The sequence below is a fragment of the Parachlamydia sp. genome (assembly GCF_050255895.1).
GTDB lineage: Bacteria > Chlamydiota > Chlamydiia > Chlamydiales > Parachlamydiaceae > Parachlamydia > Parachlamydia acanthamoebae.
Genome location: NZ_JBFWIR010000059.1, coordinates 1 through 21605, shown reverse-complemented (window position 1 = coordinate 21605; position 21605 = coordinate 1). Strand labels below are relative to the sequence as shown.

The following is a 21605-nucleotide window of genomic DNA, read 5'->3' as shown; positions in this document are numbered from 1 at the left end:
TTGCGGGGATAGCCCGTTTACATTAACTCCACCACAGCCTCCCCGAGGTTTAGAAGTAGTATTGAGAAAAGAGTTTGTTAGAAAAAATACACATTTGGAATTAGGCCCATGATAGTATCCATGCTGATACAAGTTAAAAGATATCTACCTTTAAAAATTTTAAAAATCGAATGGAATGGAACCACTTTTCATATGCACGGATCTTCTTGGGGTTTTAGTTCCTTAAGTTCTTGGCGAATTTCAGCAGAAAAAAAGATAGTATTTGGATGTTTTGATAAAGATTCTACGAGTCTTATTGCCAATTTTGAAAACATGGAAATTAAAGAAATTGGATTTCAAAATGAATCGTTGAAAATTGATCCGGTATTTTTCTTATCTAATGGGCAGAAAATAGAAATTTTTTCAACAGATACTTATGAGCCTTGGATTTTTCACTTAGATCAATTAGGAACTTATGTTGCAACTCCAAGTGAGCCGAACGATTTTGATTAGGCATATAGTGGAACTGCCTCCTTCAGATCATTATGATTTGTGCAATGGAAGTTATCAGAAAGAGGTAGTCCTAAATATGTAATGATCGATGTTGATTGTAATCACAAATAAAATATTTGATCATCCCGACATGATTTACAAGTTTCTTTGAGAATGATAGCGTTTTTCTTGCAAGTCGTACACATCTTTGTCTGAGCGTATTATTAAATCTTTCAATGTAACTCGTTTTTCCTGATTCCTTTCCGACTGGTCGGTGTTGTATCCAAGGAACAACTTCATAGTACACTGAGAATTTATCTGTATAAGATAGCTTTTTTTTAAGTCTTCAGGTAATTTTCCCAGCAAGCGTTCAGCATCTTTTTGTGTGCGTTTTACCCACATGCTTCGCTAAACTTGTCGCGTAGGCAAGTGAAAAGCTAGCCAAAGCCATTGCTGATTATTCTTGCTCCCTACATAGCTCCACTGTTCATCCAATTCAGTAACGGCGACTTCGAACTCTTCTGTGTTAGTTACTGTGGTATTTAAGTTCTCAGGCAAATCCTCAACAATTTCGTTAATGAATTATAAAAGCCACGGCATACTGACGGTAAAAATTCGACAAATGCCCTCGAGATATGATCAAAAGTTGTGTATGAGGTGAAAAAAAGAGATTGAGTTGTATATCCTCATTTCCAGGTCGTTGAAGCAATGCGTCGTCAAGTATGTAGCTGTCTGGAGCTACTTGTATAGGATCTTGGTACGCCATAGGTATACTGTCTGCGTATAGCTTCCAATTCTAAAAATTCACGTAAAGCATCTCGGTTGGTATTATTTGATGTTTCCCAGTAGCGACGAATGGGGGCCCATGCATCGCCAAGCCCTTCTTCATAGGCATTCTCATTTTGTGAAATTATGGCTCGGATCCGTTTTTGGTTGAGAAAGAGCCAGACGAAGTCCTGTGGGAGCACCATAATCAAATAAATGACGTATTGATCAAGACCAAGAGCATTTACAAATGCAGCGGTGGTTTTAGCAAAGTTTTCAAATGTATAGGTATGGTTTCGTTCCGAGGAACAACTGTATTGATTACATCAATAAGATTTAGCTAAATTTTTATCTATATCTTTTCTGTCCGATTTTATTGCTATTTTTTAAGGGAAATGTTATTTTTTTAAATTTAATTTAATTTAATTAAATCCATAGATAAGGTTGATAATGACTCCATTAAGTTTTAATAAAGCGATTAGTTTTAATTCGGGAATGTCTGTTGCTTTTTTTGATGCATATTTTTCTTTTTCAGGAAGAAAATATCGGGTGATCGCACCTTGCACAGTTAATGGAATTAATGGGCACCATGTGGAAGAAATTCAAGTTAAACAGAATATTCCCCTTAATATTCTAAAAGTTGCAAGTTTTATAACAGGAGTTGTTCCGCTTATCATGTTTGTTGGAAAGCTCATCGGTCGCCACAAGCATGCATTTTTTATTAATCAACCCGTTACTCCCTCTAAACCTCAGGTGAAACCTCAAAAAAAAGCAGCGCATAAAGTGGTAGTATTGGCTGCTAATCCACAAAAAATTCAGGAAAGAACTGCGGCAATTGAACATTTTAAAAATAACGCTTTATGTATTTTCAACAATAAAGCGGGTGCTGAAAAAACCTTTGATTTAACTTTGGATGAGCAACAAAAAATAATTTTAGAAAAAATTAATTGGGATAATCCCCGAGCTCTTGAGGGTGGAAAAGTTGTGCGAGGTGGGTGTAATCGAGTCTTCTTTTTGGATTGCATGCCTCATGTTGTGTTTAAACCTATGGACGATTTCCAAAAAGCTCAAGAATATATAGACGTTGTAGAACGCGCTCGGGAAGTTGTGAATAAGAAGAATTTATATACCATTCGGATCCCAGCCACAGATGTGATTGAGGTGAATGGAAGATGTGTAATCATCCAAGAGAAAATGGATCTATTTGCAGGGAGTTATGCTGGGCAAAAGGGGATGCATGCTTATTGTTGGAATGACCCAGAGCTGAGAGAATATACAAAAATTGTTTATTCTCACCTTCTAACCTTTATTTCTACTACCAATTTTGGGGATGTAAAATATGATAACATCCCTTTTACAAGAGAAGGGCAAATTGCTTTGATTGATCTTGATGAGACTTCTCTCGTTGGAGGATTGTTACGTGGAGCAGCAGGCAAAAATAACGGATTTTTTAATAGTATTCCTTTGGATATGATGGATTATTATTGTGAAGAGGCCAAATCGCAGTTGGATGGTAAGAGTTATCAAGCACTAAATGCCGAAATTCCTAAAATCAAAAACCGCCTCAATCGAAAAATAGTGAAGCGGGAAGCTTATCTCAAATACCTTTCTTCTCATGAAATTGAGGAAGCAACCCAAAAAATTAATCCAGATTTACCTGTTATATTTGCAGACGCATGTAGACAACAAATCGCGAAGGCTATGGTGGAACTACTTAATGATGAGTTGGAGAAAACGGATAATTATGCTCTATCAGAGGGAAGAACGATAGAATTGCGAGCGAATATTGGAGATCCGTTAACTGCACAGGTACAAAACATTTGGAAAAGTCATCATGGAAAAGCTCTTCTGTACAACAAGTTGTGTAATCCGGATGATCCCACACCTCTTTTTGAAACAGTTATTTCGGAAGTGGCGACAGCTTTAATCAATGCCGGATTCATTCATCGATACAAAATAATACCTCACTACCATTATGCGAAAATTGCATGCTAAGAGGAAAGTGAGGCTAATTGAGGCTCCTTAGCTACACTCTTTCCGGCCATTCGGGCAAGCTCAGCTTGCCTTTTTTTCTTATCTAAACGTTCAATAGAAGAATAGGTGCGCCCTTCTTTCTCTTGTTTAAAGATATGCCAATGCGCAAAAGCATGCTGGGCAACTTGGGGGAAATGGGTGATACATAGCACCTGATGCTGTTGGCCAATTTCTTTTAGCTTTTCTCCTACAATTGCCGCAGTCTCACCCCCAATATTAGCATCGATTTCGTCAAAGATGAGTGTCGGGATTTGTCCATGACCCGCTAGCAATGTTTGCAAGGCGAGCATTAATCGGGAGAGTTCTCCACCACTGGCGCATTCTCGAATGGCAATTTCTTTTTCCCCTACATTTGGAGAAAGGAAAAATTCAATATGCTCATCACCCATTCGATTTCTAGCCTGAGGTGTGATTCTTACGTGAAATTCAACCTTGGGCATATTTAGAGAGCGAAGCTCATTTTGCAAAGCAATTTCTAATAGCTTAGCAGAGCTTTTTCTTTGTTCAGAAAGTCTTTGACAAAGCTCTGTATTCGATGTTGCCAGCTTGAGAACCTCTTCTTGTAAGGCTTCAATTTCGTTGGAAACATTTTCTAATGTATGCAGTTTTTGCTTCGTTTTTTCCTGATAGGTGTAAATCTCTTCGATGGAAGAGCCATATTTTCTTTTGAGTTTATTGATCAAGGAAAGTCGTTCGTTAATGATGTGCATCCTTTCGGGACATACATCAATTTTATTCATGTAAGCTTGCATCGAATAGGCCACTTCTTGCAATTCAAGACGCGCGTGATGACAGGATTGATAAATTTCATGAATCATTGGATCTAGAGTTGCCAATTTTTCCAGTACACCCACATATTGATTCAAAAGAGGAAGCAAGGCATCGCGCTTAGATTGTAATCCCTGATAAACTGTTTGGCTTTTTGATAGTCGCTCTTCGCTGTTCGAAAGGAGAAGATATTCAGCAAACAGTTCTTCATCTTCCCCATTTTTTAAGTCGGCTTCATTGAGCTCTTCCAGTTCATATAGGCAGACTTCTATCTCGCGCAGTCTCTGCGCTTCTGCGGCGATGAGCTGTGCAATTTTTTTTCTGAGCACATTTTCTTTATCCCAATTATACTGAAATTGGTTGATTAACACATGGTGTGAGCCGTAAAGATCTAAAATCAACCGGTGGTGATCGGTTGAAAAAAGATTTTGTGTTGCATGTTGGCTGATCATCTCAAGTAGCTGCTCACCAATTTTTTTTAATAGGGCTTGTTGAACACACTGGTTATTGATGAAAGCGCGACTTTTCCCTTGTAGGGAGATTTCTCTGCGAACGATGAGTTCTTCTTCTGTTGCGTGTTCAATTCCGGCCTCTTCCAAAAGATTTTGGACAATGGGTAAATGTTCAATATCGAATATGGCTTCGACACTCCCTTTGTCGGCACCATTCCTAATCAAGGAAGAGTCGGCTCGAGAACCTGCAATAAGGGCGAGGGCGTGCATGATGGCAGATTTGCCGGCACCCGTTTCTCCTGAAAGAACGTTGAGGTGGTTTTCAAAGGGGATTTCAACATTTTCAATAAGAATAAGGTTGCGAATAGTAAGATGTTTCAGCATGGGAACAAAAAATAACTATTTTTCTATGGATTGTGCAATAAGATTTTTGAGCTTTCCGTCGCTGAAATCGCGCATGTAGCCTGAAGGATTTAAATCAGGAGCAGAGAAGAGAAGATTCTGTCCAATATAGCCTACAGGAGTGATGGTCAGTTCTGGGTGCTTAAAACGATAAATGATAATTTTTTCAAAATCAACTTGGTCGTTTTGATTTTCGTATGTTTTCTTTTCAACAGGCTGTGAAAGATTTAAGTATTTCACGAGTTCAACTTGTTGTTCAAGACTTAAGGTGTGTGGTTTTCCCTCACGCTCGATAGTCACAGCTTTGATATCGTTTAGATCAATGTGATTTTTTTGGATACTTGCCGTATTGAGATTTGGAGAGAAATTCATCAAAAACAAGATTCCCATTCCAACCAAAACTAACAATGTCATGAGCCAAAGTGTGCTTGAATTCATAGAGGTGTCTCTATTTAAAGGGGTTTTTCTTAATTTTGATTTTGAGGTTAAGTCAAAATAGAGTCAAGAGTTTTAAAATGAAGTTTACAAACTTTTTCTAAGGCTTCTTTTCCATATTGTCTTGCAAATTGTCTTCCAATTTCAATCGTTTTAGCAGAAGCCCCTTTTGGCAGAGGAAGTTCAAATTCTCTGCTGAGTTTCTCAAGCCCTTCTAAAAAGGCTGCACGTGCGAGAATGGAGGCGGCTGCCACAACAACATCCTCTTCAGCTCGGTGTCTTTGAGTGAGATTGACCTTGAGCTTCTTTCTGCTTAATGCGGTAATGACAATATGCTCGGCCGCAAATTGGTCAATGACGACATCTTGACACTGTGTTTTTTCTACAAGATTTTCGATAGTTGTCGCGTGTCCCCATGCAAGTAAGCGATTGAGGTTAAGGAATTTTCCATAAAGTTCATTATATTTTAAAGGATTAATGCGCACAATATGATAAGTGAAGGATTCTCGAATCTTGGCACTTATTTTTAAAATGTCTTTGTCGGTGATTGTTTTAGAATCCCGTACACCAAGGGCTTTTAGACGCAAAATATCCTGCCCTTCTGCAAAAACACCAGCAATACATAAAGGCCCGAAAAAATCACCTTTTCCCGATTCATCAATACCGATACGTCCAAGGAGGTTTTCTTGTGTGGTATGGGTTTGTTCCGGGTAGGTATAAGCACACGATTTTAAAATGTGTGGTTCTAGATAGAATTCAATAAAAGTGTCTTTATCTTTTCCTTGGACAGTCAATTTTCCCGATTGATAAAGCGTGCATGAAATGCCCTTCTTTTTTGCTGAAAACAGTGTGTAAGGAGGTGTTGACAAGGTGAAGCCTTGTTCAATGAGATCGTTTTGAAGTTGCTTTGCCAAGGAAAGATCAATAGCTGCAACAAAAGTATTGGGGTTAGATTTATCTTGCATGTGCCAAAAAAGGATTAGGTTTTCAGCAAGTATACAAAATCTCCATTTTGCTTTCATGTGAAAACGAACGAGAATACCCGCGGGATGCAACAAAAAAGCTAAAAACTCTCTTTACGAAATAAATAAAATCAACTTGTTTTAAGATTAATTCGTTTTCATGTATAAATGAAAGGAATAGAAAGTGTGCATAATTTTAACTAGGAGAGGGAAATCAGTTTCCCTGATTAAATCATATGAAAGAAGATGCCAAAAGTTTGGGTGAAGTTTTTAAACACAAACGAAAAGAATTAAATCTTTCGCTTAAAGAAGTTGAAAACGCAACTTCCATTCGAATGAGCCATTTACTCTCAATCGAAGAAGGGGAGTTACAGAAAGTGATCTCTCCTATTTATGCGCAGGGCTTTGTCAAGCAATACGCTTCGTTTTTGGGTGTAGATGGAGATAAGCTTGTCAAAGAATTTCCACACATTTTCAACAAAGGGATTTCGCAAGAGTTTTCTTATGGAATCGGAACTTTGGAAATGCGAGGCAATCCTGGCGCGGGTATTAAGTGGTTTCCAAATGCTATGTGGGTAGTTGCCTTTATTGCCATTTTAGGGGGAGCTTGGTATTTAGCAAAAATTCTTGAGGTTCTTTGATGTCTTCAGAACCGGTTCCTCAAAAACTTAAGTGGGGAAAAGGACTGAAGGTTTTACTCTCAGGAATGTGTATGGGCGCATGTGATCTTGTTCCCGGCATTTCTGGAGGGACTGTCGCTTTTTTGATGGGATTCTACTCTCAACTTCTAGACAGCCTTAAAAGCTTAAATTTATCGGCTTTTAAGTTGTTGCTTCAATTTAAATTCCAGGCTTTTTTTCAGACAATTGCTTGGAGCTTTTTGCTTCCTTTGCTAGCGGGAATCATCATCGCGATGGCTTCTTTGGCGCAAATTTTCGATTTCATATTAAATCATGAAAGTTACCGCACTTTTTTATATGCAGGCTTTTGTGGGCTTATTGCAGCCTCCGCTTATTTTTGTCTTAGGCAGATTAAGCATTGGCAAGGAATTGATCTTGCCATGTTATGCCTAGGGTTATGTCTTGCAAGTGTGTTAACAGGGCCGTTGCCTCAGTCGCAAGCCAAAGAAAAGTTATATGAGGTACGTTTACCAGAATCCATTCAGCTTGTTGCTAATGACAGGGCGATTCAAAATTACGTGCAATCCACTCATGCATTAACACAAGTTCGCTTAGAGACGCTTTCGGCGATGTCAGCTAAGAAAATTATCGATGAAGAAACGTGGATTTATGATCAGGATTTGGAACAGTCATTTCAGCTAAAAGATCTACGTATTATCTCGTATCGTACGTGGATTGATCTTGGATTAATAGGTGCAGGGATGCTTGCTATTAGTGCGATGCTGCTTCCTGGAATTTCGGGTAGTTATGTATTGACTGTTTTGGGGGTTTATCCGACTGCGATCGCGGCATTGGCCGATTTTATCAAAGCTTTGCGTCAATTTAGCTTCGATTCTGATGCCTTTTGTGTTCTATTAAATCTAGGTTTGGGGATTGTTCTGGGAGGTCTTCTATTTTGCAGGTTATTAAGTTGGCTTTTGCAAAACTGGTACCAAGGAACCGTTGCTTTTTTAACGGGTGCTATGTTGGGCGCTAGCCGCACCATTTGGCCTTTTTGGAATTACCAATATTTTCTTTTGCCTTTACACTTGGAAAAAGGTGTTCAATTAAGTCCTAGTGAACCTTTTATGCCCGGTTTAGATTCTCCCTTATTTTGGAGCAGTCTTGGCATATCTATTACGACATTTGGATTTGTGTTGGGGCTCGAGTTCTTTGCATCTTATTTAAGATCTAAGCAGTCCATTCGCATAGTTTAAGCGATAGAGTGTTAACCCATGTGCAGGAGCTGTCATGCCAATTTTCGTTCTATCTCGACAGCTTAAAAGAAGCGGGATGTCTTCACAGCGTAGTTTGCCTTTTCCAACAAAAATCAGAGTGCCCACAATGTTGCGCACCATTTTATATAAAAAAGATTTTCCCATAACCTGGAAATAAAAATGGTGTGCATCGGTTTCGTGAATTTGAATGTTTAAGACTTCGCGCACATGATGGGTATAGCTTTCACTTGGTTTTAAATTGCAAAAAGCAGAAAAGTCATGCGTTCCAACAAGTTGTTCTGCTGCTTTTTTGATCAATTCTTTGTCTAAATGACCCGGACAGTGCCAAGCATAAAAGCGATGATTAGGAGGTTGGATTGGTCCAGTTGAAATATAATAACGGTATTCTTTGGATAAACAGTCTAATGTTGGGTGAAAATGATCAGGTGCAATTTGCGCATCCAACACCACAATATCTTTGGGGAGCAGTCTATTTAAGCTATTGGTAATTTTATTTAAATCAATGGGTTTTTCCGTAAAAAAATTCACCACTTGTTCATGTGCATGTACACCAGCATCGGTCCGGCTAGCAGCTTGTAGAATAATGGGTTCTTGGAGGATTTGATGGAGAACATTTTCGAGGTTTTCTTCAATGCTAGGACCCATGGAGGTCTTTTGCCAACCAAGGAAACGTCCTCCGTCGTAGGAAATGATTAAGCGAATATTCTTCATGCAGGAGGCAATGTTTTCACAAAATTTTCAACGCCTTCAAGAAAACGTTGAATGGCTAATAAAATAAGGACCATTCCCATCAATTTTTCAAAGGCAACTAATCCGTTGTTTCCAAGCACTGTGTATAACCGGTTAGAAAAGAGAAGGATGATTGAAGCTAATCCCCACGCAATAAAAATACTGCCAAGCATAAGCGGTACACTCGTTTCCATATGGGCATAGAGCATAATTGTGGCTAAAAGGGATGGACCTGCGACTAAAGGGATGGCCAAAGGAATGATAAAGGGCTCTTCCTGAGGAAGGTTACTGCGAGGACTGTCTTTGGATGGGAATAAAATTTTTAAAGCTGCTAAGAACAGGATGATCCCAGAGGAGATCTGTACGGTTGTTTCTGTGACCTGTAAATATTCAAAGATCACTTCGCCCAAAAAATTAAATACGAGCATCGTGAATAATGCGATGAGCATTTCTCGCATGATGATGATTTTTTGTTTCTTAGGATCAATTCGTTTGAGCATTTCGCGAAACGATCCAATATTGCCCAAAGGATCCATAATTAAAAAGAGAACTAATGTAATAGAAAAAAGCGAAAGATCATTCATGGAGAACTTAACCTCGAATTGATAAAATGAATTGCTCGACACCTTTTACAAGCATGTCTGTTGAGATAATAGAGAGGACGAGTCCCATCAACTGTTCTAAAGCGAGCAATCCTCGTTTCCCTAAAACTCTGTTTAAATAAGGGGCAATCAAAAGAACAAAGAAAACTCCAACCCAAGCCAATAAAATAGCCAACGACATTGCAAAATTGCTTGAAACCTGCGCAGAGAGCAGCATAATCATAGCTAGCAGGCCTGGACCTGATAAGATAGGCGTTGCGATTGGGACAAAAAAGGGTTCGTGCTTGGTGGCTTTTACGGTTTCTTCATGATGGAGGGGAAAAATCATACTCAATGAAATCAAAAAGAGTAAGGTGCCTCCACAAAGGGAAACTGTATAACGATCAATGTGCAGTGTGTTTAAAAAAACTTCTCCAAAATATTGAAAGAAGAGTGCAAGTAAAAGAGAAAAAGTGGCCTCGCGCAACATAATGGCTTTTTGACGTGAAAAATCAAAATCTTTAATAAGCGCAATAATTGCAGGGGCATTTCCCACTGGATTGGTCACTAAAAAGAGTGTGAGCGCAATCGAAAAAATAGATTGACCGGACATGAAATGAAACCTTTAAGCAAAGGCCAGATTTTCCTTAAAGCTGGACTTTGTATTCTTTACATTTTCCGCATGTACTTTTCGCTGTAGCTTTATATGCTCAATCTGAATAATGAGTCCGCTCGCAATCCCAATTAACCCTCCAGCAAGACAGCCTACCGCAGGTGAAATAAAGGAGATTGCAATAGCGAATACAAATGTGATCAGATGAAGTTTTGCATATTTAGTTGGAAAAGTACATGCTTTAGTTTTAAACTCTTCAATAATGGTAAAATGATACCGATCTAAAATTTTTACCACAAGGGTTGTTGTAAAAAGAGAAACTCCCATGGCTAAAAAAGCAGGGGAAAGGGGTGGGTAAAAAATCGCTAGTGCGACTCCGGCTACGATAAATACTAAAGAAAAGGCCGCCGAATCATAAACGGCATGCGCGGTGACTAAAAACCCGTTCCAGAGTTTTGCACCCATTTTTTTTAGTCGGTCCATCGGTGTTTGTTGCTGAGTAGGGCGAAAGCGAAAAATTTTTTCCATTGTTCAGAATCCTCCATCTTTCGTATAATCTAGCTAAAATTTTTTTGGAAATAATAATGACACTTGTACTTGGAATAGAAACGACATGTGACGAAACAGCTTGCTCACTTGTTCTAAATGGAACCGAAATCTTAGCGAATGTGGTTTCTTCGCAAATTGATTTACATAACGAATATGGTGGCGTTGTTCCCGAACTAGCTTGTCGACGTCATGTGGATTTATTACTCCCAACTTTAGATAAAGCTTTGCAAGATGCCCAAGTATCGCTAGAACAAATCGACTTAATTGCCGTGGCACATGCTCCCGGTTTGATTGGAGCTCTACTAATCGGAATAAATGCTGCCAAATCTCTTTCGATTGCCTTGCAAAAACCTTTTGTTGGGGTAAATCATGTAGAAGCGCACCTTTATGCCGCTTTAATGTCTCAGCCTGCTTTTCCTACATTTCCTTGCTTAGGCATTGTCCTTTCCGGTGGACACACGTCCTTAATTAAGATGAATGCCATTGGTGATTATACGTTGCTTGGGCAGACAATAGACGATGCGATCGGCGAGTCTTTTGACAAAACGGCTAAAATATTGGGCCTGCCTTACCCTGGTGGTCCCTATATTGAGAAATTAGCTAAACAAGGAAATCCTTTAGCTTATCCATTTAAACCGGGTCGCGTGAAAGGGCGGGTCTTAGATTTTTCGTTCAGTGGATTAAAGACACAAGCTTTATATGCTGTTAAAGGGCAAAATGAAAGAGATGAGCAACGTGTATTATCGGATCAGCAAAAAAATGATTTATGCGCTTCTTTTCAAGAAACAGCTTTTATGGATGTGATCGGCAAAGCTCTTCAAGCAGCTAAGCAAGAGAATTGTCAAACGATCGTGCTTGGTGGGGGAGTCACACATAACCAACATTTAAGATCCCTATTTCAACAAAAAGCACCTGGATTTCATTTTGTTTGGCCCAAAAATGAATTGAGCTTAGATAATGCCGCAATGATTGCAGGGCTTGGTTATCATGTTTACCAGCAAAAAGGAAAGGGGGATTCGCTTGATTTGGAAGCTAAAACCCGCACCCCTTTTTACTCTCGGTGAAATGGTCCTAGGACCCGGGGCATTTGTTTGCATATGAGCTCCTAAATATTTAAGTACCAATTATTGTTCGTGTGTGATGATAGTGTTTTCTTGATTAAATGAAGGTATGATGACTTATTTTCTTTCTATGCGTTCCCCTTTGAAGTTAATCCTTGAATTTTATTCCGCTGATTCGCTAAGATTTAACTTTTCAACTTTGTAAACTTAATATACCGGAGTCTATTTCATGGCCTCTAAAAGAGAAAAAATTAAACTTAAAAGTTCTAAAAGCCATTACTTTTATTATACAGTCAAAAATAAAACGAAAACTCCAGATCGTTTGACATTGATGAAGTATGATCCAATCGTAAGAGAACACGTCGAATTCAAAGAGACAAAATAAGTTTTCTCAGAAAGAAGCAAGAGTGTGTTTAACACTCTTGCTAGTCCCTTTTCTTCTGCATTATCACTACACTTGAGTCGGGCCTATGTTTGAACTTTCTGTTGCTTTAAAATATCTTTTACCAAGATGGCGGCAGCTATCGGTTTCAATTATTAGTCTAATCTCAATTCTTGTGATTTCCCTTGTCGTTTGGTTGATCGTCGTTTTTTTATCCGTTACGCATGGCTTAGAGAAAATTTGGACGCAAAAGCTTGTGGCTTTAACGGCACCGATTCGAATCACGCCGACAGAAAATTATTATCGTTCCTACTATTACCAAATTGATGGTATTAGCGCAGAATCTGATTTCACATCTAAAACCATTGGAGAAAAAAGGCTAGCGGCTGTGTCTGATCCTTATAATCCAGATGAGGATGAGGAAATTCCTGCACTATGGTTAGCGGCGGATCGATTAGAAGATGGAACGCTAAAAGATCCTGTCAAAAAAGCTTTTGCTATCTTGGAAGAAATGAAAGATGTTCCTGGTTTGCGTGTCAAAGATTATGAAATGACAGCGGGCAGTTTAAACCTACGTTTGATTCTAAATCCATCTCAATTACCTTCTTACACGACTCGTGCTGCTGAAACGGATCACATTCAATCTTTCATGTCTCAGTCTACCTGGCTGGGCTCTTTTGATGCCGAGCAAGTGAATTTGTTACAAGCGCTCTTGCCCGTTGATTCTAAAGACCTCACCAATGTTTTAGCGGCAAGTGATTTTGCTTTGGATAACTCCCAAGAAGAGCATGCAGAAGATATTTTAATGGCAGATGCAAAAACGATTCATAAGCGAATCCAAGCATTTTTTGAATCTGTTAACATTCGTCAATTGAAAACACAGGCAGGAGGATGGGTCATCCCTACATCGTTATTTCCTGCAAAGGCTGAATTTGCAGTATTTGTCGAAAAAAATCAGGAAAAACCCAAATTTGTTTGGATCGTTTCCGAGCCAAAACGTGAGATCTCCTCTCTTGCGAGTAGACCGGGAAAGGTTGTTCCTGCTACATTGCGCGTAGAAAGCAATCAAGGGCGAGTTCGTTTCTTTTTAAAGTTTCCTGAGGATCAGTCTGAGACTCTTCTATCAGCCAAAGTTCCTGTTTTGTTGGAAGAAAATATCGCTTTTCCAGCAAAACTTGTGACAGCATCGCTTGAAAATGCGCACAAAGTTTCCGATGTCCGTTTTCAGATCGAATTTAAGCTTCAGAATGTGCTTTGGAAAGGGGAAGTGCCCTTCCAAAATCTAGCGATTAACGAAGCTGACTTCTCAACGGTCTATACCCAGTTACCAAAAGATCTTCCTTTATGGCTTTTTGCGGTGACAGAAGACAAAAAACAAACACTCGTACTCCCTATTGATGAAAAGCGGGGCCAAGGCATTTTATTGCCCAAAACTTTCAAAGAAGCGGGTGTCTTAATTGGCGATACAGGGTATTTGGCCTATTTATCACCCACTGTGAGCTCTGTACAAGAGCAAAGAGCTCCCGTTTTTGTGGCGGGCTTTTATGATCCAGGCATTATCCCAATTGGGGGAAAATTTGTTTTAATCAATCAAGAAATGACAAGCCTCATTCGCAGTTCACAAAATCAAACAGAAGTGTTATCAAGTAACGGTTTAAATGTGAACTTTGATCGCCTTCAAGAAGCTCCTAAAGTAAAGGAATCGATTGAAAAAGCGTTTTCGCAAGCAGGCATTTCGCCCTATTGGAAAGTGGAGACTTTCCGCGAATACGAATTTACACGCGATTTGATCCAGCAGCTCGGAACCGAGCGTACTCTGTGGAGTTTGATTGCGACCGTGATTATTATTGTGGCTTGTTCAAATATCATTTCAATGTTAATCATTCTGGTAAATGACAAGAAAATGGAAATTGGAATTTTGCGATCAATGGGAGCATCCTCTTTGAGTATCGCCATGATTTTTGGATTTTGTGGCGTTGTCATGGGGCTAGCAGGAAGTTTGATTGGAGTGACAATTGCTTGGATTACTTTGAGCAATATACAAGTGTTAGTAGATCTCATCAGTCAGGTTCAGGGTTATCAAGCATTTAATCCCGCATTTTTTGGACGTTCTCTCCCTAATGAGATGAGTCTTGAAGCACTCTTTTTTGTCTTTGTGACAACTATTGTGATTTCATTGCTTGCAGGGATTGTTCCAGCAGTGAAAGCTTCTATGCTTCGACCATCAGCCATTTTACGATCAGAATAAAGAGAAGGCAACATGAATCAACCTCTTTTATCGAGTGTCGTATTACGAGCGACAAAATTAGTGAAGTCTTTTTATACACCTGTTAAAGTCCCGATTTTGCGGGGTGTTGACTTCCAAGTTATGCAAGGGGAATCCGTTGCCATCATGGGCCGCTCTGGAGAAGGCAAAAGCACTCTTCTCCAAATATTAGGCACACTTGAAAAGCCTTGTTCGGGTTCCATTGAAATTTTAGATCAGGAAGTGACGTCTGCCAATCAAACGTTTATGCGAAATCGGCATCTCGCTTTCATTTTTCAATCTTTTCATCTTTTAGAAGATTACTCTGTTCTCGATAATGTTTTAATGCCTGCCCGAATTGGAAGGCAATCTGTTAAAAAAGGAAGTGTGGCATACCAACATGCTTGTGATCTTTTAGATTATGTTGGGCTTTCGCATCGTTTGCATTTTGATACAAAACGATTATCCGGTGGGGAAAAGCAGCGCGTTGCGATTGCGCGAGCACTCTGTAATAATCCCGATATCATCTTAGCAGATGAGCCTTCGGGTAATCTGGATAAGCAAACGTCAGTCGTTATCCATGATCTGCTTTTAGAGTTCGCAAAAGAGAGAGGTAAGGCTCTTATTGTTGTCACACATGATCATTCTTTGGCTAATTTATGCGACAAGCAATATATGTTGCAAAATGGCTATCTTGTAGCAATTCCATCCATGACACTTTAAACATCGCTTGACTAAAAAAAAAATCTAAAACAAGATGCGGAAAAAGGTTAGTTATATTTTGATTAACCTGATTATCATTTATTTAGCTTTAGAGAGGTAAGATGCCCGAATCTTCTTTAGCTAGACGCGCTTTTAGTCTAAGCTTTTTGATTGTCTCCCTCGCGCTTGCCTCGGGAATGATTTTAACAATTGTTTCTTGGTTAAAGCTTTGCTCCGTTGAATGCTCGGAAGGACATAAATACCGGTTATTTGGATTTCCTTTTGAGGTTCTTGGGGGCATTTTTTTTGTAGGAACGGGGATTGTGCACTTTCTTTCTTGGCGCAATTCTAAACTGACCTTTTTAACAGCTCTTTTACTCGTTGGGGGATTAGGAGCTGAACTTTATTTTATCTTGATGCAAAAGTATCAAATTGGGGTCTGGTGTCCAGTTTGTTTGGGAATCGCAGCATCCATAGGCATAGCTGCATTGGCACTCGCAGTTGAATACGGCATTCATTTTCGTAAAATACTTAAATTAGGCGATCGAGGAGAGATTATGAAAAACATATGGAAAGGAGCTTCTACCTGTGCCATTTTTTGCATTGGGTTTGCGCTAGCTTTTTTTGGTACATCTAAATTTAACCCCTTGCAAGCAGCAGAGAAATCTTTAAAAGATAATCTGGCATTTGGAAATCAGGACAGTCAAGTGGACGTTTATATTTTCACAGACTGGGTATGTCCCGCATGTCGGCATATCGAGCCTCGTTTAGAAGGCATTGTTCAAGCAGCAGGGGAAAAGGCGAAGATTTATTTTATTGATCTTGCCGTGCACCCAGAAACCATGAATTTTACTCCATACAACATGTCTTTCATGGTTCATAATAAGCCTGCATACTTCAAATTGCGTAAAATGTTAGAGAATATTTCCCAAGAAACAGGGACGCCTTCTCAAGAGCAGATCGAAACAGAGATGCGTAAACTAGGGCAAAAATTTGTTGAGTTGAATTATGCCGATGTTGATGTAGGAAATAAATATTTTAAGAAGCTTGAAAAACAGTTTAGTGTTAATAAAACACCAACACTCGTGGTGGTCAATTCCGAAGCGAAAAAAGGAAAAAAGTTATCGGGTGGTGAGATTACAAAAGAGAATGTTTTGAACTCGATTAATCTTTTGTCGAAATAAATTGAAAACGCATACATCCTTGTGGTGTATGCGTTTATTTTTGTAAAAATTCTAAATGCTTTTGAAAAGCCTCCATCGTTACTTGGCTAATGTGATGCTCCATTCCTTCCACATCAATAGCAGCGATATCTTCGGGAACACCCAAAGCCATTAAATAGACTAAAAGGAATTTGTGTCGCTTTTTACAGAAAGCCGCGAGCTTTTCACCTTCAGCAGTTAGGGTTACTGGTTGGTGTTGCTGAGAAGTTAAATAACCCTTTTTCTTTAGGCGTTCGACAGCGCGAATAACCGTTACATGGGAAACCCCCAAATATTCAGCAATGTCGCAGACTCTGGCCTCGCCTTTTGCCGTGATTAAGTCTTGCACAATCTCCACATAATCCTCCGCAACTTCTAAAAGATGGTGATTTCGAGTGGCAATAAAAGGTACGGCCCGATGAATTTTTTTTTTCATAATTCTCTAAATTGGTAGCGCAATGGGGATTTAAAAAAGTAGCAGCCTCCCGTTAGCTGCAACAACTCTTCATTAGCAAGTTTGCATAAACGATTATGGAGATCAGGGTTATCTTGCAAGTTTTTTAAATGACGTGCGTAGATTTTTCTTATTCTGGCAAAATCGCCCTCATTGATCATCGCCCATGCATGCAGAAAAAAGGCTGCACTTACTAATTCAATTCCGTTAAAAGGCCATTCTCCAAAGTGGCCGACATCCGTACGATCTTCTTGATCAATGTATAGAATTTTTCCCAGTCCAAATTCGCCTACAACACATAAACTTGCATTTGCGAGAAGGATAACGGGGAGAGCAATCCCCATTATCAGTGAGGTGATTTGTCTTAAATATCCTCCTTCTCTTTTAATTGATTTTTGTCCGTCGTATAAGCGGCTCAAATAGGCTTGAAAAGTGGTTTTATCTTGGATTTTAGCTTTGATTTTTTTTAAGGTTTCTTGTAGCCGTTTATCCAATCGATAGACATCTTCCTCATCCTCATCGATTTCGGCATTTTCTACATCCTCTCCCGTTTGGCAAATCTTTAAGGCAGTTAAACGTCTTGAGACAAGCAATTTTGAAAAAAGGCATTGTGTTTGATAAGCTGTTAGCATGTCATTTAAAGTTTGATAGAGTTTTGGGTTGTCATGAATACTGATTCGATTATCTTGCATCCATTTTTGACAAATGGATTTTAGCCGCATGTATTCTCCTTCTCGGATAAATTGTATCGATAGCTTTCCTACGACAGCTCCTGAAAATAAAACGATTGCTTGCCATCCTCCCACATCTCCTAAAGGCCTTATATTTTTTTCTTCATGGGTGTCCATCAAAGAAAAGACAACCCCTTGCATGCAAAAAAAAGAAATTGCAAGGGCGGTGATTTTGACCGCAATTAAAGCCGTTGCTCCAAAGCATCCTGCCGTATAGCCTTTTTTTTCTGTAATCCTTTTGAGTGAGCGACCTAAGCGAAAGAGAAGAAGGCGATCGGTCTCATTTTCAATCGCACTTGAAAGTGAATTTAACATGGGAAACTCCTTAATTTTGAAAATGTAGCTATTGCTACATTAACATGTAGCCTATGCTACAATTGTTTTCAAAAAAAATCCTTTTCGCATTTTAAATAACTGGGGTAGAGCCAACTTTATGCTGTGTTGAGATGTGGCTTAAAACAAAGTCAATGAAGTATCGAATTTTAGGTTGTAAATGGCGACTTTCCTGATAATAGAGATAAATGGGAGTCTTAGGCTCCTTGTAGCTAGCTAAAATTTCTACGAGAGACCCTTTTTCAAGTGCTTCTGCAACAATATAATGGTGAATTTTAATGATCCCTAATCCCGCAATTGCGCATTGAGCAAGAGCATTAGAATCATTTAATTTTAGCATCGGATTCAGGTGAATTTCACTCCCATCATTGAATGATAGCTTGTCATCCGGTTTGCGCATGCTATGCGTAATGTAAATGTGGTTAGTTAGGTCTGCTGGCTTTAGAGGGGTTCCGTATTTGTGTAGATAATTGGGTGAGGCACATAGCACATAAGTGGTAGTGGCAATTTTTCGTTGAACAGCTAATTCTGGGCCTGGGATGGAATATCCAATCACAAGATCGATTTTCTCTTGATAAAGATCAGGAATTCTCTCTGCCAGTTCTAAATTCAGGCAAACTTGCGGATAAGCCTGAACAAATTCGCATAAGAAAGGTAGAATATAGTGCTGGGCAAAATGTCTGCCGCTTACGACAAATAAATTTCCTCTTGGTTCAGCTCGTACATTAGAAATCAATCTTTCAGCTTCCTCCATTTCATGCACAATCTTTTTGCAATGCTCAAAGTATAATTTTCCCGATTCAGATAATTCCAATCGGCGAGTTGTGCGGTGAATGAGCTCTACTCCTAAATGTTTTTCGAGAAGATGCATTTGTTTACTGACAGCTGCCGTTGAAATGCTCAATTTCTTTGCGGCTTTAGCAAAGCTGTTTGCTTCTACAATCGCCATAAAATACAAAATTTGATCGAATTTACTCATATTTGAGCTCCTTTATTAATTTAAAGTTAATAAAAATTAACTTTTACGTAAATTGATACTTTAAAGTGAATAAATTATAATGGTTTCTTTATAAGGAGAAGCTCATGCTAGAAGTTAGAAAAAAGGTCCCTTCATTTTTATTGCTGACACTCCTACTCGGATTTCCGCAAATTAGCGAAACCATTTATACCCCTTCATTGCCAGATATCGCGCATTCCCTCCAAACAACCGAGCATTTGGTTGAATTGACGCTTAGCGTTTTTTTTATAGGATTTGCGATGGGCGTTTTTTTATGGGGAATCCTTGCTGACTTTCTTGGTCGTCGCACTTCCATATTATGTGGATTGGGAGTGTATTTAATTGGAACTTTGCTTTGTAGCCTTGCACCCTCTATCTATTATTTATTAGCGTTTCGCTGGATCCAAGCGCTTGGTTCAAGTGTTGGATCTGTTGTCACACAAACGATGATACGTGATACATATGAAGGGAAAGAGCGCAATCAGCTGTTTTCTGCGTTAGGTGCACCTTTGGCAATATCTCCTGCGATTGGACCATTTTTGGGTGGATATATCGATCAGCTATTTGGGTGGAATGCGAATTTTTATGCATTATTGGTCCTTGGCATTTGCATTTTGCTCTATGCGTGGAAAGCTTTGCCAGAAACACGTCCCATGCATTGCCGGGTGCAAGGTTGGAGCGTGATGACTTTGGTTGCCAAAAAAATGGTAAACGACTGCAAAATTTGGGGCTATGTTCTGTTAATTGGAGGTAGCAATGGAATTTTATTTAGCTATTATGCTGAAGCTCCTTTTCTATTTATTGATTTATTAAAGCTGACTCCTGGGCAATATGGGCTAATGGGAATTGCTGTGGCGACTCCATTTTTTCTCGCTTCCTTCGTTTCACATCATTTAAATAAACAGTGGCAAGGCGAGGGCATTATTTTTTTAGGATGTGCGATCGTTTTTGTTGGGTCCTGTTCGTTAGCATTCAACGCGATGTTAGGTTTGATTGCGACTAAATGGGGAGGAACTGCTTTTATGGCATTAATTTTGCCACTCCTTTTTCTCTTTTTTGGAATCGGATTAGTTATTTCAAATAGTTTGAGTTTGGCCTTGGTGGATTATCAAGAGGCCCGAGGAATTGCAGGCTCTTTGCTTGGCCTATTTTATTATTTTGTAATTGCTGCTTTAACAGCTATTATGGGGCTGATTCACACGGGGACTCCTTATCCTTTGCCATGCTATTTTATAGTAATGAGTCTACTTTTATTTTGTGGCTATAAAATGGTAAAAGCCAGTCAAAAAGATGTTCAGGTAAAAAATGCCTAGGAAAAAAATGGTAAAAAAGAAAAAAATTCCACGTCTAAATATTTTTCAAGAGAATATTTTAAGAAATTAACTTGTTTATAATAAAAAGTTAATAAATTATTTTTTAGCATTCTCGATTATTGGCACTCTATTTGCTGTCCACCGGCTATCATTAATCCATAGAGGAGGATATGTCATGGTCGGTATATACAAAACAAGCTTTAAACAAAATTTAGATGGGTTGCATGGTCTTTTAAGAGCAGAGCCAAAAACTTCTTGGGCAAGAGGCGAGAAAAGAATTGGAAAGCACACACAGCTTTCTAAGACTTTTTTAAATCAAGCTGCTTCTCATATCCCACAATTAAAAAATCGGCCTTCTATCAATGCAGAACGTGTTGCAAAAGGCTACATTAGCTACATTGGCAGTCATAAAAATGAAGTGAACGATCTTCTTTCTGCAAAAAAAGCGCATAAGATTTTTAAAAAAATCTCGAGCCATGTTAAAGATCCTAGCGAAAAAGAAGAACTCGAAAGAGCTTTTCACAAGGCTTTGAATAGCAAAATGCAAAAAGATTTGCATGAATACATGCAGCAAACACAAAAGAAAACGAAATCGACGTCAAGAAAAAGAGCGGCTTCCACATCTACTTCTAGACTTTCAAAAAAGAGAACGAGTGCTAAAGCTGCAAAAAGACCCTCTTCTACACAAAAAAGAGAGTTGGGCACAAGAACAAGCACGACTAAAGCAAGAAAGGCAACATCCAGTTCTTCTCATAAAAAAGTGAGTGCGCATTCAACTCGCAGCTCTACTTTAGCGAGAGCTAAAAATGCTTCCAGTACAAGAGCAAAAAGTGCTTTAAGCACAAAAGCTAAAAGAACACGTACCACAGCTAAAAGAGAGCTAGGAGCTCATTTAGAACAGAAAAAAGATTTAGCACGCACAAAAAGTTCGCTAAGAACAAAAGCGAAAGCAAGAAAGCTTCATTCTAGCAGCAAAAGAACATCTAAAACACATTTAGAACCAAAAACTTATAGCAGATCAAAAGCAGCTTCAAGATCGAGCGGACTAAAACGTCAAAGATCGAGCTTATTTTCTGCCTTCTTTGGCTAGAATAAGATGATGACAATACATAAGCCGAGAATATTCATTTCTCGGCTTATTTCTTAGTCTACCTGTCAAAAATTTAGAGAGATTTTCTCTTTATTTCTTTTCTTTTTTGTTGATAAAATTCTACTCTTCTTTCAGCTATTTGATTTCAATTTTTTTTATTTGAGTTTTGCATGCAGCAAATTGTAACAGGATATATTGAACGGATTACTTTTCAAAATCCAGAAACCGGCTATACTGTGGCCCAGCTTAAAGAAGCAAAGCGTACGGATTTAGTTTGTGTCGTGGGCATTATGCCAGCCCTACAACCAGGAGAGACAGTTCGTTGCTGGGGGCAATGGAAAAGGCATTTAATCCATGGCAATCAATTTGAAGTTGAGCGTTATCAAGTAGAAGCTCCTGCGGATATTTTAGGTATTACAAAATACTTGGGTTCGGGG

Annotated in this window: 23 protein-coding genes and 1 pseudogene; 12 read left to right on the top strand and 12 right to left on the bottom strand. The window is 39.0% G+C overall.

Going from position 1 to position 21605, the window contains the following annotated elements:
• Positions 1–120 precede the first annotated feature (120 nt).
• Entirely contained in the window at positions 121–492 is a 372-nt protein-coding gene (locus AB7E63_RS10375) for a hypothetical protein (RefSeq protein ID WP_059359259.1), read from the top strand.
• Positions 493–562: 70 nt separating this feature from the next.
• Here AB7E63_RS10375 and AB7E63_RS10370 read toward each other — a convergent pair.
• Together AB7E63_RS10370 and AB7E63_RS10365 are read right to left on the bottom strand one after the other, a co-directional pair.
• A pseudogene (locus AB7E63_RS10370) lies at positions 563–1104 on the bottom strand (IS1 family transposase); the annotation flags it as partial.
• An 83-nt stretch (positions 1105–1187) separates the two neighbouring features.
• A complete protein-coding gene (locus tag AB7E63_RS10365) occupies positions 1188–1442 on the bottom strand; it encodes a hypothetical protein (RefSeq protein WP_006341272.1) in 255 nt (84 codons plus the stop codon).
• A 244-nt stretch (positions 1443–1686) separates the two neighbouring features.
• Here AB7E63_RS10365 and AB7E63_RS10360 point away from each other — a divergent pair, with 244 nt between their 5' ends.
• Complete coding sequence (locus AB7E63_RS10360) at positions 1687–3231, top strand: hypothetical protein (RefSeq protein ID WP_080502586.1); 1545 nt, start codon at positions 1687–1689, stop codon at positions 3229–3231.
• On the opposite strand, the gene recN is transcribed toward AB7E63_RS10360, so the two are convergent.
• From recN to rnhC, 3 genes are read right to left on the bottom strand one after another with little or no spacing between them, the layout of a single operon-like run.
• The gene (gene recN / locus AB7E63_RS10355; RefSeq protein WP_006341269.1) at positions 3228–4874 is read right to left on the bottom strand and encodes a DNA repair protein RecN; all 1647 of its coding nucleotides are present in this window, start codon (positions 4872–4874) and stop codon (positions 3228–3230) included. The genes AB7E63_RS10360 and recN overlap by 4 nt on opposite strands.
• Positions 4875–4889: 15 nt before the next feature.
• Positions 4890–5330 (bottom strand): hypothetical protein, encoded by a 441-nt coding sequence (locus tag AB7E63_RS10350; RefSeq protein WP_059359254.1) that lies wholly within the window; start codon positions 5328–5330, stop codon positions 4890–4892.
• 47 nt (positions 5331–5377) lie between these two features.
• Entirely contained in the window at positions 5378–6385 is a 1008-nt protein-coding gene (rnhC, locus tag AB7E63_RS10345) for a ribonuclease HIII (RefSeq protein ID WP_013925195.1), read from the bottom strand.
• 140 nt (positions 6386–6525) lie between these two features.
• Between rnhC and AB7E63_RS10340 the strand changes: the two genes are divergently transcribed.
• Both AB7E63_RS10340 and AB7E63_RS10335 read left to right on the top strand, forming a co-directional pair.
• Positions 6526–6930, top strand: a complete 405-nt coding sequence (locus AB7E63_RS10340; protein ID WP_006341266.1) for a helix-turn-helix domain-containing protein — start codon at positions 6526–6528, stop codon at positions 6928–6930.
• The gene (locus tag AB7E63_RS10335) at positions 6930–8165 is read left to right on the top strand and encodes a DUF368 domain-containing protein (RefSeq protein ID WP_006341265.1); all 1236 of its coding nucleotides are present in this window, start codon (positions 6930–6932) and stop codon (positions 8163–8165) included. Before AB7E63_RS10340 ends, AB7E63_RS10335 begins: the two co-directional genes overlap by 1 nt.
• Here AB7E63_RS10335 and truA read toward each other — a convergent pair.
• Genes truA through AB7E63_RS10315 form a run of 4 tightly spaced genes read right to left on the bottom strand, consistent with a single transcriptional unit; the run spans position 8133 to position 10637 of the window.
• Positions 8133–8897: a tRNA pseudouridine(38-40) synthase TruA gene (gene truA / locus AB7E63_RS10330; protein WP_006341264.1), complete on the bottom strand. Its 765-nt coding sequence runs from the start codon at positions 8895–8897 to the stop codon at positions 8133–8135. The two genes, AB7E63_RS10335 and truA, sit on opposite strands and share 33 nt — an antisense overlap.
• Positions 8894–9499 carry a MarC family protein gene (locus tag AB7E63_RS10325; RefSeq protein ID WP_006341263.1) on the bottom strand — a complete coding sequence of 202 codons (606 nt, stop codon included), beginning with the start codon at positions 9497–9499 and terminating at the stop codon, positions 8894–8896. The genes truA and AB7E63_RS10325 overlap by 4 nt, the downstream gene beginning before the upstream one ends.
• Positions 9500–9506: 7 nt before the next feature.
• Entirely contained in the window at positions 9507–10109 is a 603-nt protein-coding gene (locus tag AB7E63_RS10320; protein WP_006341262.1) for a MarC family protein, read from the bottom strand.
• Between the two features lie 12 nt (positions 10110–10121).
• Complete coding sequence (locus AB7E63_RS10315) at positions 10122–10637, bottom strand: hypothetical protein (protein WP_006341261.1); 516 nt, start codon at positions 10635–10637, stop codon at positions 10122–10124.
• Positions 10638–10693: 56 nt separating this feature from the next.
• Between AB7E63_RS10315 and tsaD the strand changes: the two genes are divergently transcribed.
• The 5 genes from tsaD (at position 10694) to AB7E63_RS10290 (ending at position 16232) form a co-directional block, all read left to right on the top strand.
• A complete protein-coding gene (gene tsaD, locus AB7E63_RS10310; RefSeq protein WP_006341260.1) occupies positions 10694–11722 on the top strand; it encodes a tRNA (adenosine(37)-N6)-threonylcarbamoyltransferase complex transferase subunit TsaD in 1029 nt (342 codons plus the stop codon).
• Positions 11723–11948: 226 nt separating this feature from the next.
• Positions 11949–12104: a 50S ribosomal protein L33 gene (gene rpmG / locus AB7E63_RS10305; protein WP_006341259.1), complete on the top strand. Its 156-nt coding sequence runs from the start codon at positions 11949–11951 to the stop codon at positions 12102–12104.
• An 85-nt stretch (positions 12105–12189) separates the two neighbouring features.
• Positions 12190–14349: an ABC transporter permease gene (locus AB7E63_RS10300; RefSeq protein WP_428419425.1), complete on the top strand. Its 2160-nt coding sequence runs from the start codon at positions 12190–12192 to the stop codon at positions 14347–14349.
• Positions 14350–14361: 12 nt separating this feature from the next.
• Positions 14362–15069 carry an ABC transporter ATP-binding protein gene (locus AB7E63_RS10295; protein WP_006341257.1) on the top strand — a complete coding sequence of 236 codons (708 nt, stop codon included), beginning with the start codon at positions 14362–14364 and terminating at the stop codon, positions 15067–15069.
• Between the two features lie 101 nt (positions 15070–15170).
• The gene (locus AB7E63_RS10290; protein WP_006341256.1) at positions 15171–16232 is read left to right on the top strand and encodes a thioredoxin domain-containing protein; all 1062 of its coding nucleotides are present in this window, start codon (positions 15171–15173) and stop codon (positions 16230–16232) included.
• Between the two features lie 34 nt (positions 16233–16266).
• Here AB7E63_RS10290 and AB7E63_RS10285 read toward each other — a convergent pair whose 3' ends face one another.
• The 3 genes from AB7E63_RS10285 to AB7E63_RS10275 all read right to left on the bottom strand — a co-directional run bounded on the left by AB7E63_RS10285 (position 16267) and on the right by AB7E63_RS10275 (position 18747).
• On the bottom strand, positions 16267–16686 hold the full coding sequence (locus AB7E63_RS10285) for an iron dependent repressor, metal binding and dimerization domain protein (RefSeq protein ID WP_006341255.1): 420 nt from the start codon (positions 16684–16686) through the stop codon (positions 16267–16269).
• On the bottom strand, positions 16683–17750 hold the full coding sequence (locus AB7E63_RS10280) for a hypothetical protein (RefSeq protein WP_013925188.1): 1068 nt from the start codon (positions 17748–17750) through the stop codon (positions 16683–16685). Before AB7E63_RS10280 ends, AB7E63_RS10285 begins: the two co-directional genes overlap by 4 nt.
• Positions 17751–17841: 91 nt before the next feature.
• Complete coding sequence (locus AB7E63_RS10275; protein ID WP_006341252.1) at positions 17842–18747, bottom strand: LysR family transcriptional regulator; 906 nt, start codon at positions 18745–18747, stop codon at positions 17842–17844.
• A 104-nt stretch (positions 18748–18851) separates the two neighbouring features.
• Here AB7E63_RS10275 and AB7E63_RS10270 point away from each other — a divergent pair, with 104 nt between their 5' ends.
• The 3 genes from AB7E63_RS10270 to AB7E63_RS10260 all read left to right on the top strand — a co-directional run.
• Positions 18852–20078 carry a multidrug effflux MFS transporter gene (locus tag AB7E63_RS10270; RefSeq protein ID WP_006341251.1) on the top strand — a complete coding sequence of 409 codons (1227 nt, stop codon included), beginning with the start codon at positions 18852–18854 and terminating at the stop codon, positions 20076–20078.
• A 175-nt stretch (positions 20079–20253) separates the two neighbouring features.
• Positions 20254–21168: a hypothetical protein gene (locus AB7E63_RS10265; RefSeq protein WP_006341249.1), complete on the top strand. Its 915-nt coding sequence runs from the start codon at positions 20254–20256 to the stop codon at positions 21166–21168.
• A 170-nt stretch (positions 21169–21338) separates the two neighbouring features.
• Positions 21339–21605 (top strand): YrrC family ATP-dependent DNA helicase (locus tag AB7E63_RS10260; protein ID WP_428419420.1); only part of this gene is annotated, 267 nt, incomplete at its 3' end.